This window comes from Pedobacter sp. KBW06 (genome assembly GCF_003852525.1).
Taxonomy (GTDB): Bacteria; Bacteroidota; Bacteroidia; order Sphingobacteriales; family Sphingobacteriaceae; genus Pedobacter.
On sequence record NZ_QAJL01000001.1, the window covers coordinates 1,871,637 to 1,886,994 of the forward strand.

Consider the following 15,358-nt stretch of genomic DNA (forward strand, 5'->3'; position numbering starts at 1 on the left):
GTTAAGTTGACCGGCTAGATGACTTTTGTGACGCCGGGTAAAGCCACCGGCTGATTTTCCCATTTAAGGTCCCAGTTGTATTCTTCGATTTTTGGCCCGAGCACAACATCTGAATTCAAAGCCTGTTCGAAGCTAATCGTCTGACCACTATAAGCAGCCATTCGACCCCAGATTGCCAGCAAGGTACTATGGGTCATATATTCTCCGTTATTGATCGGCTTTCCGCTCCGGATTGCAGCAAAAAGCTCATCATGCTGTACCTGATACATGTTCTTTTTCGGACCATCATACTTCCAGTTGTTTTTGCCTGTGATCTCGTACTTCATACCGACATTTACAAATGCGCTGCCATCGGTTCCCAGTACGTCCACTGTATTTCGATGTGAAGTTCCTTCCTGCTGTCTGCAGAAATGAAAACCTTTTGCGCCATTTGCATACTCAAACTCCACGGCAAAATGGTCATAAATATTTCCATAGATTTCATTTACCCGGACTTGTCTGCCACCGGTTCCGGTAGCGGTTAGCGGCATTTGATCTCCCATCACCCAGGACATCATGTCCAGGCTATGAACGGCCTGTTCTACAATAAAATCACCGGAAAGCCAGTTCTGGTAATGCCAGTTGCGCAATTTATAAGTCAGGTCATTCCAATCGGGCTGACGGGGATTAGACCAGTTTCCCGATCCGTTCCTAAAAGTAGAAACCGTCCTGACCTCCCCCAGATCACCATTTAACACACGGCTAAATACCGCTCTGGTTGGTAAATCATACCTGAAACAGAAACCAGACACCAATGATAAGTTCTTTTCCTGCGCTTTCTTTGCCGCAGCAAGGACTTTACGGATTCCGGGAGCATCAACTGCTACCGGTTTTTCGCAAAACACATGTTTTCCGGCTTCAATTGCTGCTGTCAGCTGGTCAGGTCTGAAGGCGGGCGGAGTGGTGAGTAAGACCACATCCACACCGGAGTCAATGACTTTTTGATAGGCGTCGAAACCGATAAACTTTCTTTTTTTATCCACTTTTACCCGCTTGGCATCAATGGTGGTCAAGGCGGTATAAGCGCCCTCCAGTCTGTCTTCAAAAATATCGCCCATGGCCGTAATCACCACATCAGGATCTGCCGCGAGTGCCTGTGCCGCAGCACCTGTACCCCGTCCGCCACATCCGATTAAGCCGACTTTAATTGTTGACTTTGCGGTACTGAATAATGGATTGGAAAAACCAGTCTGATAAGCAAGGGTACTGCCTAACATTACGATACCCGATTTCTTCAAAAAGGATCTGCGATCAGTTGAGTTTAAATCATTAGTTTTTTTCATCTTATTTAGGTTTCATTTGGTCAGTCAACCGGACTTGTGCGATTCCGGAAGATATTTTCTAAAATAAGAAATTTATTTTTCTTAATTAAAAAGATGAGCCCCAAATTGCTGGAGGAATAAAAACGATAACATTAAGAATGGACTTAGCTCATCATTTAAAACTCATTACCGGAACAGATTCTACATTTTTACTCATCTCCAGTACAACCACCGTATCATTGCCATCGGGTAATTCTGCAGGTAAGGAAATGGCAATCTTATCTGCTTTTGATTTAAAAATTAAGCTGGTGGCACCATCAAGGAAATAAGCTTTTTTCAGTTTGACTCCAGGTATGGCCACAATTGAAATTTCGGCCCCCTGACTCTTAAATAAGTGCAGGTAAATCTTGTTTCCTTTTCTTGTTGCTGCCATAAGGCTATCGGGCTTGTAAGGTCCTCCCTTTGTGCCGTAGATCGATTCTCCGTTTTTATTTAACCAATCACCCATTTCTTTTAAGCGATTGACTTGTCTTTCCTCTATTCTGCCATCCAGCATTGGTCCCACATTGAACAATAGATTTCCATTTCCACCTGCTGTACTTGCCAGTGTCTGGATACATTCTTTTAGCGCTTTCATTTTGTCATTTGGTTTCCATGCCCACTGCTGGCAAATGGTAATGCAGCTTTCCCATGGATAATCCATATTCATCGCACCCACCTCTTGTTCCGGAGTAGCGAAATCTGCCAATGTGGTAGGCAACATCACTTTATGTGATCCTCCGCTGGCATCCTTGGTATCAAGTCTGTTATTGATGATCACATTTGGATCCAGCCTTTTGATCTCATTATACACATCCGAAGAGTATTCCCTGGTCCATTCCTTATCCCAGTTCGCGTCGAACCAAAGCATATAAGGCTTATAATTCTGGATCAGTTCTTTCAGTTCGTTTTTCATCCTCGATACAAACCTGCCCATGTTTGCCGATTTATTTGGCGTTGTAGCTGGGTAAAGTACAGCCCAATCAGGATCATGCCAATCGGCAACAGTAAAGTAAATACAAAATTTCAGGTCGTACTTTTTACAGGCTTTTGCCAGCTCTCCTACAATATCTTTTTTATAGGGAGAATTCATGATGTTATAATCCGAATATGCCGTAGGCCATAAACAGAATCCATCATGATGTTTGGAAGTGATGGTTAGGTATTTCATTCCTGCATCCTTAGCCGTCTTCGCCCATTTATCGGCATCAAATAACACCGGGTTAAATTCCTTATACAAATTATCATACTCATCTGCGGCTACAGAGGTTGCTCTTGACCAGCCGATTTCTGTTCCCCTCAGACTAACCGGGCCCCAATGGATAAACATTCCGAAGCGCTGATCCATAAAACCTTCCACTACTTTCTTATCAGTGCGGATGATGGGTGTCTGCGCAAAAACCAGGCAGGACATCCCCATAAAAATAAGTGCTAAAACTGTGGTGTGTTTTTTCATTTGTTTATATTTTGGTTCATTCGTGTCCGACTAAATTAGCGCTAAGACACTGGATAAAGAATAGAGGATCTCATGAATATACTGGACTATACCATGAAAAAAAAAGATCCCTGAGATTTCAGATTTTGATTTAAAAAAACAACGGCAGCACAACTGTTTTTCAATAAAAACAGTATGTTTATGCGCCAAATAAACCGAGTATGAAGATCAATAAGAAAAAACGTGATGGTTTTAGCGGGGAAAAACTGATCAGTCTGCCCGAATTTCTATTTGAACGTAAACCTAAAGATGATTTTTTTCTAAATTCCCTGTATATAAGTCATATTGGTTATTTTCCAAAAGCTGCCGGACATTACCGGAACAGGCCTAAAGGCTGTACTGATAACATCCTTATTTACTGTACAGATGGCAAAGGCTGGTTCAGTATAGATGCTGAAAAACATGAAGTTTCTGCCAATCAATTTTTCATTATCCCCGCAACAGATAAACCTTTACGTTATGCTTCTGATGCGGGTGATCCATGGACAATATACTGGATTCATTTTACCGGAAGCAAATTATCCAGTCTGAATGAGTCCTTATCCATTAGCAGCCTGATCAGTCCGAAAACCATTCCATTTGACGAGCATCGGATCAAACTTTGGGAGATGATTTACAACTGTCTGGAAAAGGGATACAGTGAGGAAAACCTAAGTTATGCCAATTTGAGTCTTTATTACTTAATCGCCAACTTTCTGTATCCTCAAAAAAACATTGAGCTCACTCAGAAGCCCAGCGAAGATATTTCAGATAAAGTGATTGAATACATGAAGAACAACATTTCTTCCCGGCTTACTGTTCCCGAGATTGCCGCAGAATTTGCTTACTCCGCTTCTCATTTTCAAACCTTGTTCAGAACAAAAACGGGAATCTCGCCAATTGATTATTTCATTCATCTAAAGATCCAACGTGCCTGTCAGCTGCTCGCCTTATCCGATTTGCGGATAAAGGAAGTTGCCGCAGCAGTCGGATATGCAGATGCTTTTTACTTCTCCCGTTTGTTTCACAAAATTATGGGCAGTTCACCGGTAGATTACAAGAGCAAAAACAGAATATAGGTTACGATCTCAAAACTCTGTATCCCAATTCCGCACCACCACTCACAGGCAGGATTGTCCCGGTAATGAACCTTGCTTTCTCCGACAACAGAAACACACAGGCATCGGCAATCACATCTCCTTCCGGGCAATAACCCAATGCATGTATATCATCCAGGTATTTCTCGATAGAAGCCGGATCCGGCTGTTCTTTACTCCATTCCCGAAGCATTGGCGTCCATACCCCTGCCGGCAATACCGCATTGACCCTGATCTTATAAGCCGCATAATCCAGTGCCATGGATTTGGTCAGCGTATTCATCGCCCCTTTTGTGGCCGTATAAGCGGCATGGTTTTCCTGTCCGATTTCCCCGACAAGGCTGCTCGTATTCAAAATACAACCCTCAGATTCCTTTAGTGCTTCAAATCCATACCTGGTCGTGTACAGGACACTTTTCAGGTTTACACTCATCAGCTGATCCCATTCCTCGTCGCTCGTTTCGTGTAAAGGTTTGGAAGGCGAAGCAATTCCTGCGTTGTTATGTATTGCATCCAGCTTTCCATACTTCTCCATGGTTAATGCCAGAGCTGCTTCCACATCGGATGCTTTAGATACATCGCATAAAACACCCAAATGTTCGGGCCCCAAACCCTCAGCAGCGGATTTAACGCCTGCTGCATCAATTGCTGCAATCACCACTTTTGCCCCGGCCTCAGCATAAGCCTTTGCGCAAGCCAAACCAATTCCTGCTGAACCTCCTGTGAGGAAAATAACTTTACCGGATAATAACTTCATCTTTTCTTTTTTGATCATTTAATAGCACCTTAATCGGTGTGGAAGACCTGTTCCATATTGGTCCAGATCTGTTTTTTCGCCGCAGTTTCCGGGAGTGGCTGCTGACAAGGGTCTGTCTCTTTCCACCAGCGTTGCGTCTCCGGATCATCGGCCATCTTTTTCATGTCCGCATCAAAATTGGCCCCTGTATATTCAAAATAGCTGAACAGGTAATAGGCCTCTCCTATTTTCTGGAGGTAGATCGAATAGTTTCTGATGTTGCATTCTTTAATTTTTTTCAAAACAGAAGGCCAGGCATGCGCATGTAAGCGTTTATAATGCTCCAGCTTTTCGGGCTTCAATCCTGTTACTGAACCAAAGCGTTTCAGCTCAGCTGGCTGAACTTTCTCTTTACAACCTGCCAGTAAGAAACCGGCAAGAAATACCATTAGAATATGTTTTTTCATCCTATCTGAATATATAGTATAACACCCCTGTAACGATTAAAAGTAGTGCAGATAACACCTTATAATTCCCTATTCCCTTCCAGGCCTTACCCTGCAAGGGTTCCCAGGGTGATTTCCAGTAAAGCGTTGCACTTATTGCCGTATGCTGAACCGGATAGATATAAGAAAAAGCCACCTGAATTATCACGCAGGTACAAAACAGGTAAAATGCCATCATCATAAAAGGAATATGACCGATTACTGTCTCCGGGTAGATCTTATTAATGGCGAAGACCACTCCCCCTAAAACAGAGCCAATCCAGAGTGTTAATTTTGCAGATTCTGCAGAAGCACCTTTCCAGAATACCCCCAATAAAAACACACAGGTGATGGGCGGTGCGATATGAGCGATGATGTCGTTGATGCCACTAAAAATGCTTTCATACTGATCCAGCAAAGGCAATAATCCCAATGAAAACACCAGTGCAATCCCTGCTGAGATCTTACCAATCCAGATCAGTTGTTTGTCCGATGCTTCAGGACGGTAACGCTGGTACATGTCATAGCTCACCATCGTCGAAATGGAATTCAAAGCTCCCGAAACCTGGCTCATTAAGCCAGACAACAGGGCAGCCACCAAAACACCAACCAATCCGGAAGGTAAAAGCTGTGTAATCATCAGCGTATAAATTCCTTTAGAATTGACATGACCTTTAGCATCAAGTCCCAGACTGCTCACATCTAAATGGCCTGACTGCACTAAAGTATAAGCAAACAAGCCCGGCAATACGAAAATAAATACCGGTAAAATCTTAATAAATCCGCAGAACAAAGGACCTACCCTGGCGTGATTTTCATCTTTAGCGCCAAGTACGCGCTGTACAATTGTCTGATCGGCACACCAATACCAGATGCCCAAAATAGGGTACCCCAGAAACACGGTATACCAGGGCATTCCGCTTGCATCACCATGAGGGCGCAACATCGAAAGCTTATCCATCTCCCCTTTGCTTTTGAGCACCTCGGTCATGGGTTCCCATCCTCCCATTTTATGGTAGGCTGCATAGCTGATGATGAAAGCTCCGGTTAACAGCACCACCGTTTGGATGGATTCTGTCACCACTACGGCTTTTAATCCGCCTATAATCGTATAAATGGCCGTGATCAGGCAAATGACAATCACACTGACATACATGTTTAATCCGAATAAGGTTTTCAATACGATTCCTCCGGCCAGCATAGAAAATGCGATATGGATAATAATTGCAGAAACCACAGAGATTACCGCCAGCCAGTCCCTGCTGGACCGGTCATAACGTTTTTCCAGAAAATCCGGCAGGGTCGTTACACCGGACTTGATGTAAAAAGGAACAAAAAACAGGGACAGCAGAATGAGGGTAAAAGCGGCCATCCATTCAAAATTCCCGTTCAACAGGCCAGTGTCAAAGCCACTTTGTGCCAGGCTGACCAAATGAACAGTCGAGATATTGGTTGCAAAAAGTGCCAGTCCGATAGCCGGCCATTTCAATGTTTTTCCGGCAAGGAAATATTCGCCCGCAGCATTCGCTTTACTTTTACGGCGATGACGGATTCCTGCCCACAATCCAACGGCTAAAATGCCAAGGATATAGAGAATGCTGATGCTGAGGTCTAGTGATTTTAACATTTCTTCTCCTTATTTATTTTTTCAAATCACAACTGCTGCCCGGCTCCATTGGTGTTCTGTAAACACCGGATTCCACGATAACAGGATGTACAAAATGTTTTTGCAAATGGGGAATATGCTCCAGGAACAAGGCTTCATGCCCCATACTGATGTGATTGAACAAGACCAGATGCTGATGGAGCTGTCCCATATCTCCCACATGGGGAACCACCGGAATCCCATACTTTCGACAAAGCAAACTGACCGTAATGAACTCACTTACCCCACCTATCCTTACCGCATCGGCCTGTATAAATCCGGCAGATCCTGTTTGCAGGTAATTTTTAAAGATGATGCGGTTGGGGACATGCTCGCCCAATGCCAGCTTTACCGGAGCAATCGCATCTGCCAGCGTCTTATGTGCCAGGATATCATCCGGATGGGTAGGTTCCTCGATCCAATAAGGATTCATGCTTTGCAGCTCTCTGCATATTTTCAGTGCTTGTGGCAATGTCCATTGCTGATTGGCATCCAGCATCACTTTTACCTGATCTCCCGCTTCTTCCCGTACGATGTGGGCACGACGAATGTCCCTTTGGGGATCTTTACTTCCTACTTTTAACTTCATGGCAGTAAAACCTTCGGCGACGGCCTTTTTGCAGTTTTCCCGAACCTTGTCGTCACTGTAGTTAAACCAGCCGATCGAGGTGTCATATCCGGGATATCCCGCACTGGTAATCTGAAGACGCTCAGCTTTACCTGCCTGGTTGTCTGTTAACAATTGCAAGGCCTGCTCCGCAGTAAGCTCATCTTCGAGGTACGACAGGTCAAGGGTATTTACCAGCTCCTGCGGAGATAAATCGATGAGTAATTTCCAAAGTGGAACGCCTCTTTTTTTTGCCCATAAATCATAACAGGCATTGGTTACAGAAGCCAATGCTAGATGGACTATTCCTTTATGAGGCCCAAGCCAACGGAACTGTTGTTCATTGCTCAACTGATTAAAGACATTTCCGAAATCAGACATGAGTTCTTCAATATACCTTCCTTTAAGTTGTGCCGCATAAAATTGTGCGGCTTTACAGACCAGGTCATTGCCTTCCCCTAAGGTAAAAGCAAAGCCGGTTCCAACGAGTCCGCTGTCGTCAATCAGGTTTGTTATGGCATAAGAATATATCGGGTCACGGTGAATCGCATCACTTCCTGCACCTTTGTCCAGCGGGAATCTGGCGTCATTCACCTGAATGTTTTTAATCATATTATTATTGGTTCTACTTGGTGAATGCAATTTAGCGATGTATCAGAGCCAAAACCAATAGACTAAAATTCTATTTAACTGGATTATACGATGTATCAAAAACAATCGCTAAATTCAAATATGGCAAAGAACAAAACCACAGAGACCGCAGAAAATATTGACGATTTTCTGGGCAAAGTGACCGATCCGGTAAAACGAAAAGACAGCTATACGCTCATCGAAATGATGGAAAAAGCGAGTGGGTTTCCTGCGAAGATGTGGGGGCCATCCATTATTGGTTTTGGCAGCTACCATTACAAATATAAAAGCGGACATGAAGGAGATGCCCCCTTGCTTGCCTTCTCTCCCCGCAACAGTGCTTTTAGCCTTTACCTCTCCTGCGATTCAAAAATGAAAGAGGAATTGATCCAGCAACTCGGAAAATATAAAATGGCGAAATCCTGTATTTACATTAAAAAACTGGAGGATATAGACCTCAGTGTTTTAGCAAAAATGATTGATTATTCACTTAAGTTCCAGGAAGAAACAAAATAATCAGTTCAGAAAGAGATCATCAGCCAAAGGGTTTCAGCTGCCTGTATCATAGCAAATTTGATAATTTCTGTTGTCCGGAAATGAACAATACATATGCGTTTATGAACGTCAGTTTGGTAAAAATAATGATAGGATTTCTCTAAAGTCCTTCTTTTCCAGGATATCTGATCAGGAGATTTGCTGAAATCCCTATATTTTGGTAACCTTGGAAACACAACTGAAACCAAACAAATTTATAAATGTCTACAAAAGAACTAAGTCCTGACTTATTAAAAACAAAACAACATTTCGAAATCCTTGATGGATTAAGGGGAATAGCTGCCATCGCTATTGTAATTTTTCATTTTATGGAAATGGCCTATCCACCGGAACAAAACTTTATTGCACATGGATTTCTGGCAGTAGATTTCTTCTTCTGTCTATCCGGATTTGTAATTGGATATGCTTATGATGACCGGATAGGTAAGATGGGCCTTGGCCAGTTTTTCAAATCCAGGCTGATCAGGCTGCAGCCATTGGTGATTTTAGGCTCGGTATTGGGTTTGCTGGCTTTTCTTTTTGATCCGTTCGGAGGTCATCCGGAAGTGTATAGCGCGGGTAAAATTGTACTGATATTCCTTGCTTCTGTCTTTATGATTCCTTTTCCGGTGATTGAAGAACGTTCTTTCAATTTGTTCGGAATTAACGCCCCTGCATGGTCATTATTCTGGGAATATGTAGCCAATATCGTTTATGCTTTGGTATTATGCAGACTTGATCGCCGTTATCTGCTTGTATTAACAGTGATTGCTGCCGGGGTACTTTGTTATGTGAGCCATCGTGCCGGAGGATCTCTTTTAGGCGGATGGGGAGGACCAAATGCCTGGGATGGCGGTGCACGTATTTTTTATTCCTTTTTAGCCGGATTACTGATCTTCCGTTTCAACCTGATCATTAAAAACAAACTGGGTTTTATCGGACTTTCCATCTTGTTGGTACTGGCCTTCCTGATGCCCTACAACAAATTGAACTGGATCACAGAACCAATGGTTGTGCTTCTTTATTTTCCTTTATTGATTGCCCTTGGTGCAGGAGCCAACTTAACCCAGGGATTTAAAAACCTATGTGTATTTTCAGGAAAGATCTCCTATCCCCTGTACATGACGCATTATGCGGTCATCTGGATGTTTTTAAATTATTATACCAGTCATAAACCAGGGACAAGTCAGCTTACTTTAATCATCATTACAGGAACGATTCTATTGGTTTGCATTGCCTATTTTGTGATGGTTGCTTTTGACATTCCGGTACGTAAATACCTAAGCAGCAAAAGGAAGCAGAATTAGAGCACTATTTTTTTTCGGGATTCCCTGTAGCGAATCCGGCCGGATCTACGTTTCCTTATCAGAACCACTAAATTGATCATGAAAAAAATCATCATTTTAATCATTCCGATACTATTGTTGTTTTCCTGCAAAAAGGAAAGCAACTCTCCTCGTGTGGAAACCATTTCCAGGGGCGATAAATGGGGCATTAAAATTGGAAGCTCCTATTCAGATGTTTACACTCAGCTCCAGCAATTGAGCAAAGAGAAAAATTTCAATGATGTTGACATCGTTAAACAGCAATCTTACTCCAATCCGGAGGAGATAAAAAACCGTGTTGCTTTTTATAACATCATCAGCCTGGAAACAAATATCAACAAGCTGGAACGGGTGATTATCCAATTTGACGGAGATAAAATAAGTTCCATAGATGCCGGTAGCGCGTTGCCTAAGGAATCATCAAAATGGCCATTGGACGTGCCGGACGAAATAGCGATTTATAAAAATGATCCCGTAAGTGTGTTTTACAACAAGTTAAAGGCGATCTATGAGATCCCGGCCTATAAAAACTACAAAATCATTCTGGCCAGCAAACCGCTGGGAAAACCATTTGATCCGGCTATGGCAAATTATGAGGAATGGGCTTTTAGCTTCTTCATGGATGTGAAACCTGGAAAGACCGGGCGTTCATCTGTCCGGCTATATTTCAAAAATGGTAAACTCAGCAAAATCAAACATGAATATGAAGAGTTTGATGTCTATAATTCTTAATCATTTCCTGACAGCTCATAAAAAAAGACAAGCATTTTTCTTGTCTTTTTTTATGAGCATAATTTCAGGATAACTTATGTTGCTGAAGATAGCTATATGGTGTTTGCCCCATCCTCTTTTTAAATTCAGTGAAGAAAGTAGTTTTGGAAGAAAATCCCGCCTGACGGCCCAATCCATCAATACTATATTGTTGCAGGTTATCATGAATGGAGAACTGATCAAGGATATAATTTATCCTGAGCCTGTTGATGAAGCTGTTAAAATTCTCATTAAAATGCACATTTAAAAGGTAGGACAGCTGATGAGGGTTGATATTCAACCGGTCGGCGAGTTCCCTGAGCGTGAGCTTTTTCTGGAGATAGTGCTTGAACTTCTCCATATTTCCCAGAATATCTTCTTTGGACAATTGTTGGTTCAACGTTTTTCCAGCGTTCATCTTGCTGATCATTTTCACAAGTGTAGCCGTCTTAAGATTCATGAAGGAAGCCGCGACTTCCAGCGGTATGCGCTCGGCATGTTCCGGAAATGTTCTCAGGAAATAGATATACTTGTCTTCCACACTCCCCATTCTTATAAAAATAGAACGGTAATGGGCATCACCGTAATACATTTCCAGGACCTTCCGAAAGATAACATTCATTTCCGGAAACCGGTCGTACAGGCTATGGAAATAGGATGAAGACATCGCAACCAGGTAGGAATCCTCCTCGGCTTTCACATCTTCTACACAGGGTTTATCCCCATACATTCCCTCAATGGCAGACAAAAATTCTCCATCGACCGTAATAAAAGTGGTAATTGTTTTTTCCTTACTGGTAATCTGTCCGCTAATGATTCCCTTTAACACGAAGTAAACATGAGTACTCCGCTCTCCCTTCCTCATCAGGTACTCGTTCTTTTTAAAAAAAACCTCTGAAGAATTCTCCACAAATTCCTGACTTAATTCAGCACTTAGGGGGTGAAAAGAAGAAAGCTGCTGAAGAACCAGCTGGACAGGGTCAGGGCTAGACATATTGAGTAAAGATAAGTTTATTTCCAAATTATTGATAATGCTAATTGATAATTAAGGGCAAACCATCGACCTTTTTCTTTCCCCCTATTGATTCGGAATTATAATCCCGAACCGCATGACACTCCTAAAACTGTTTTTTTCATAAAAATGTAAATAGATTTGAGCTGAGATCATCCAAAAAAGACAACTTAAGGCCCGAAAAGATATTTTTTCTCCCCCCTCTCAGGAGACTCATCCATAAGGTACCCGCTTAGGCGGGTATCGTTGGTACAGCATCAGTACCCCCGGAAATCAATCTCATAACAAAATGCTAATACCTGGTTAATAAATCACCTGCCACTGTGGTCGGAACTGTGATCAATTCACGCGTCCTGAACTGCACTATTTTTTAAAAAAAGCTGAAAAATGAGGCAATAAAACCGTTTTAGCCACTTTTTGAAGCATCCTAAAGGCGATAAAATTTCATAACTCTAAAGAACGGCCTCTATAGCAGAAAAACATAACCATAATGTCATTTTCATATTCGTTTTACAACCTGAATTTAGATTTGCAGGTAAAAATCAAACACAAATATGAAAAGAAAATTACTACTATTCAGCCTGCTCTGCCTGCTTCTTACCCAGGTAGTGATGGCGCAAAATATCATTAAGGGAGTCGTCAAAGACGTCAAAGGTCTTGGCATTCCGGGAGTGACGGTCAAAGTCTCCAATACGGCTAAAGCTACGATTACCGACTTTGATGGTAAATATACCATTTCGGCCCCCACAGATGCCACCCTGTCCTTTAGCTCTCTGGGTTACATTTCACAGAATATCACAGTTAACGGAAAAACTCAGGCAGACATCGTCCTGCAGGAAGATTCAAAGACCCTTGGTGAAGTCGTAGTTACTGCAATCGGGATTAAACAACAAAAGAAAAAGCTGGGATATGCCACACAAGAGGTAAAAATGGATGTCTTGTCGGAATCGAAAACAATGAATATCGGAAATGCCTTGTCCGGACAGGTTGCAGGACTAACCGTGAGCAATCCTACCGGTATGTTTCAGCCACCGTCTTTCTCTTTAAGAGGTAAAACCCCGCTAATTGTAATTGACGGGATTCCTGTAGAAACGGATTTCTTTGACGTTTCAGGAGACAATATCGCCAATATCAACGTATTAAAAGGAACATCAGCCTCTGCTTTATATGGCTCAAGAGGTAAGAATGGTGCGATCCTGATCACCACAAAAAATGCTGAAAAAGACGGACTGGAAATCAACATCAATACCAACAATATGGTGACTGCCGGTTTTACCGTTTTTCCAAAAACCCAAACGGAATACGGAAATGGTTCCAATGGGAAATATGAATTCTGGGATGGTGAAGATGGTGGTATTTCGGATGGTGACATGATCTGGGGCCCGAAATTTCAGCCGGGGGTTAAAATTGCACAATGGAACAGTCCCATCAGAAACAAGCAAACCGGAGAGACCATCGCCTGGTGGGGAAATGTGAAAGGAACCATTTATGACGATAAATCCAAGTATGAAAGAGTCCCTACCGACTGGGTAAGACATGACAACCTGAATGATTTTCTCAGACCTGGCATCGTCACCAACAATGACTTTTCTGTTGCTTACAAGACTGCAAAAGCCCGCTTTTATGTAAGCGGAAAATATGGCTTCCAAAGAGGTCAGGTACCCAATACCTCACTCACTACAGGTGGAGCAAACTTTAACTCTTCCTTCAACCTGAGCAAAGACCTTCAGCTGGATGCTACATTGTCTTATAACAAAGTAAGTTCACCCAACTATCCCCGCTACGGATACGGCCCTAAAAACCACATGTACACCATTCTGATCTGGATGGGTGATGATGTGAACGGAAAAGACCTGAGAGACCATATGTATGTTCCCGGTATGGACGGCTACAGACAAGCCAATTATAACTATGCATGGTACAACAACCCCTACTTCGCTTCTCAGGAACTGACGCAGGCCCAGAACAGGAATGTTGTGAATGCACAGGCAAAATTAAGGTGGCAGGTGATGCCCGGCCTGAGCTTGCAGGCAAGAGCTTCCGGAAGAGAAAACAAATCTTTTGAAAGCATGAAAAGCCCTAAATCTTATATGAACTATGGCGATTCCAGAAATGGTGATTATAAGATGTGGAACAATTCTCAAATGAATGTGGACCTGGATTTCCTGGCCTCTTATAACAAAGAAATATCCAAAGACCTGAGCTTTACTTTAAACGCCGGTGCCTCGACACTGAACAGAGACGTGCAACAGGAATATGCTTCCAGTGATGGCTTGATTGTACCCCGTGTATATAGCTTAAACAATACGCAAGGCCCGGTACAGGCCACAAATAAACTGCAGCAAAAATCCATCCGCAGTGTTTATGCCTCAGCAACCTTCGATTTATTCAATGCCGTCTATCTAAATGTATCGGGTAGAAATGACTGGTCTTCTGCACTGATCAAAGACAACAGGTCTTACTTTTACCCTTCAGCATCACTAAGCACCATGGTTTCTGATTATATCCGCCTGCCAAAAGCAGTGGATTATCTGAAGATTTACACTTCATGGGCCAAAGTATCAAGTGACCTTGATCCATACAGCGTAAATTCTACGTATGACAAAGACATTACTTATGGTTCAACGCCATCAGTTACTTATCCAAAAGGATTGATCAACCCTAATATTAAACCGGAGCAGTCGAGGTCATTTGAACTTGGTTTATCTACATCAGTAGCCAAAAGAGTTGGCCTTGAGTTTACGTTTTATAATGTTATTGATGAGAATCAGATCATTGATTTAAAAACGTCAGAGGCCTCTGGTTTCGTTACACGTAAGGTAAATGGCAACAAGTACAGAACCCAGGGTCTGGAGATTATGGGTAATTTCAGTGCGATAAAAAACAAAGATTTCAGCTGGAACATTGCTGCAAACTGGAGTACCTCGGTCAGGAAAATCACAGAATTGTACAACAATCAGGATAGATTCGGGGACCTGAAATTGAATGACAGGGCAGATAGCTTTTATGAAACGGTATGGCAAAAAAGTGCAACAGGAGAACTGATCCTGGATGCAAATACCGGCTTGCCTACAAAAGACAATTTCAAGGCAAACCTTGGACATAAAGATCCAACCTGGCGTCTGGGCCTGCAAAACAAATTCATGATCAAAGGATTTGATGTCAATATTGATATTGATGGTGCATGGGGTGGTGTAATGCGCTCAGTAACCATCGAGAAAATGTGGTGGGGTGGAAAACATCCAAACTCTGTTGAGTACAGAGATGCTGAGTATGCTGCAGGAAAATCAATCTATGTACCCAACGGTGTAGTGATTACCGGTGGCGAACTGAAAAGGGATGTAAACGGAAATGTATTGTCAGACACCAGGACCTATAAGCAAAACACAACTGCAGTAAACTGGCAAACCTGGAGCCAGACCTATCCTTATCAGGCAAGGGTGACCGAAGGTGAAAACAAGAAGTTTGCCAATGTCTTTGACCGCTCCTTCTTTAAACTAAGAAGAATCTCGGTTGGATATGACCTTGCAAAAATTGTTAAAGTAGGTAGTTTAAAGTCAATCCATCTGTCTGCCTATAGCTACAACCCGCTGATGTGGAAAAAAATGCCACTCCTGGATCCTGATTACGGTGATGACGACAACCTGCAGGATCCTTCTGCAAGATTTATCGGCTTCTCGCTAGGCATCAAACTTTAAGAACAAATACCTGATCACAATTAAA

The 15,358-nt window shown here is 42.6% G+C and carries 12 protein-coding genes; 5 read left to right on the forward strand and 7 right to left on the reverse strand.

From position 1 onward, the window contains the following. Positions 1–14 precede the first annotated feature (14 nt). Complete coding sequence (locus tag DBR43_RS07515) at positions 15–1,322, reverse strand: Gfo/Idh/MocA family protein (protein WP_124579372.1); 1,308 nt, start codon at positions 1,320–1,322, stop codon at positions 15–17. A 151-nt stretch (positions 1,323–1,473) separates the two neighbouring features. Beyond that, positions 1,474–2,796, reverse strand: a complete 1,323-nt coding sequence (locus DBR43_RS07520; RefSeq protein ID WP_124579374.1) for an alpha-L-fucosidase — start codon at positions 2,794–2,796, stop codon at positions 1,474–1,476. 200 nt (positions 2,797–2,996) lie between these two features. Between DBR43_RS07520 and DBR43_RS07525 the strand changes: the two genes are divergently transcribed. Further along, entirely contained in the window at positions 2,997–3,893 is an 897-nt protein-coding gene (locus DBR43_RS07525; protein ID WP_124579376.1) for an AraC family transcriptional regulator, read from the forward strand. A 1-nt stretch (position 3,894) separates the two neighbouring features. On the opposite strand, the gene DBR43_RS07530 is transcribed toward DBR43_RS07525, so the two are convergent. From DBR43_RS07530 to DBR43_RS07545, 4 genes are read right to left on the reverse strand one after another with little or no spacing between them, the layout of a single operon-like run. Then, a complete protein-coding gene (locus DBR43_RS07530; protein ID WP_124579378.1) occupies positions 3,895–4,668 on the reverse strand; it encodes an SDR family NAD(P)-dependent oxidoreductase in 774 nt (257 codons plus the stop codon). Between the two features lie 29 nt (positions 4,669–4,697). Continuing rightward, complete coding sequence (locus tag DBR43_RS07535; protein WP_199756981.1) at positions 4,698–5,114, reverse strand: L-rhamnose mutarotase; 417 nt, start codon at positions 5,112–5,114, stop codon at positions 4,698–4,700. Between the two features lies 1 nt (position 5,115). Beyond that, positions 5,116–6,759 (reverse strand): sodium:solute symporter, encoded by a 1,644-nt coding sequence (locus tag DBR43_RS07540; protein WP_124579380.1) that lies wholly within the window; start codon positions 6,757–6,759, stop codon positions 5,116–5,118. A gap of 13 nt (positions 6,760–6,772) precedes the next feature. Then, entirely contained in the window at positions 6,773–7,996 is a 1,224-nt protein-coding gene (locus tag DBR43_RS07545) for an enolase C-terminal domain-like protein (RefSeq protein WP_124579382.1), read from the reverse strand. A 120-nt stretch (positions 7,997–8,116) separates the two neighbouring features. On the opposite strand from DBR43_RS07545, the gene DBR43_RS07550 reads away from it, so the two are divergent. The 3 genes from DBR43_RS07550 to DBR43_RS07560 all read left to right on the forward strand — a co-directional run bounded on the left by DBR43_RS07550 (position 8,117) and on the right by DBR43_RS07560 (position 10,605). Next, complete coding sequence (locus tag DBR43_RS07550) at positions 8,117–8,530, forward strand: DUF1801 domain-containing protein (RefSeq protein WP_124579384.1); 414 nt, start codon at positions 8,117–8,119, stop codon at positions 8,528–8,530. Between the two features lie 239 nt (positions 8,531–8,769). Beyond that, entirely contained in the window at positions 8,770–9,855 is a 1,086-nt protein-coding gene (locus tag DBR43_RS07555) for an acyltransferase family protein (RefSeq protein ID WP_124579386.1), read from the forward strand. Between the two features lie 78 nt (positions 9,856–9,933). Then, positions 9,934–10,605, forward strand: coding sequence for a hypothetical protein (locus DBR43_RS07560; protein WP_124579388.1), 672 nt, complete (start codon positions 9,934–9,936; stop codon positions 10,603–10,605). 64 nt (positions 10,606–10,669) lie between these two features. Here the strand turns inward: DBR43_RS07560 and DBR43_RS07565 are convergent, their stop codons facing one another. Next, on the reverse strand, positions 10,670–11,617 hold the full coding sequence (locus DBR43_RS07565) for a helix-turn-helix domain-containing protein (protein WP_124579390.1): 948 nt from the start codon (positions 11,615–11,617) through the stop codon (positions 10,670–10,672). Positions 11,618–12,189: 572 nt separating this feature from the next. On the opposite strand from DBR43_RS07565, the gene DBR43_RS07570 reads away from it, so the two are divergent. Beyond that, positions 12,190–15,333, forward strand: a complete 3,144-nt coding sequence (locus DBR43_RS07570) for a SusC/RagA family TonB-linked outer membrane protein (RefSeq protein ID WP_124579392.1) — start codon at positions 12,190–12,192, stop codon at positions 15,331–15,333. Positions 15,334–15,358: the final 25 nt, after the last annotated feature.

Coding starts and splice junctions, on each gene's coding strand:
- DBR43_RS07515 (WP_124579372.1), bottom strand. CDS start 1,322: ATGAAAAAAACTAATGATTTAAACTCAACTGATCGCAGATCCTTTTTG.
- DBR43_RS07520 (WP_124579374.1), bottom strand. CDS start 2,796: ATGAAAAAACACACCACAGTTTTAGCACTTATTTTTATGGGGATGTCC.
- DBR43_RS07525 (WP_124579376.1), top strand. CDS start 2,997: ATGAAGATCAATAAGAAAAAACGTGATGGTTTTAGCGGGGAAAAACTG.
- DBR43_RS07530 (WP_124579378.1), bottom strand. CDS start 4,668: ATGAAGTTATTATCCGGTAAAGTTATTTTCCTCACAGGAGGTTCAGCA.
- DBR43_RS07535 (WP_199756981.1), bottom strand. CDS start 5,114: ATGAAAAAACATATTCTAATGGTATTTCTTGCCGGTTTCTTACTGGCA.
- DBR43_RS07540 (WP_124579380.1), bottom strand. CDS start 6,759: ATGTTAAAATCACTAGACCTCAGCATCAGCATTCTCTATATCCTTGGC.
- DBR43_RS07545 (WP_124579382.1), bottom strand. CDS start 7,996: ATGATTAAAAACATTCAGGTGAATGACGCCAGATTCCCGCTGGACAAA.
- DBR43_RS07550 (WP_124579384.1), top strand. CDS start 8,117: ATGGCAAAGAACAAAACCACAGAGACCGCAGAAAATATTGACGATTTT.
- DBR43_RS07555 (WP_124579386.1), top strand. CDS start 8,770: ATGTCTACAAAAGAACTAAGTCCTGACTTATTAAAAACAAAACAACAT.
- DBR43_RS07560 (WP_124579388.1), top strand. CDS start 9,934: ATGAAAAAAATCATCATTTTAATCATTCCGATACTATTGTTGTTTTCC.
- DBR43_RS07565 (WP_124579390.1), bottom strand. CDS start 11,617: ATGTCTAGCCCTGACCCTGTCCAGCTGGTTCTTCAGCAGCTTTCTTCT.
- DBR43_RS07570 (WP_124579392.1), top strand. CDS start 12,190: ATGAAAAGAAAATTACTACTATTCAGCCTGCTCTGCCTGCTTCTTACC.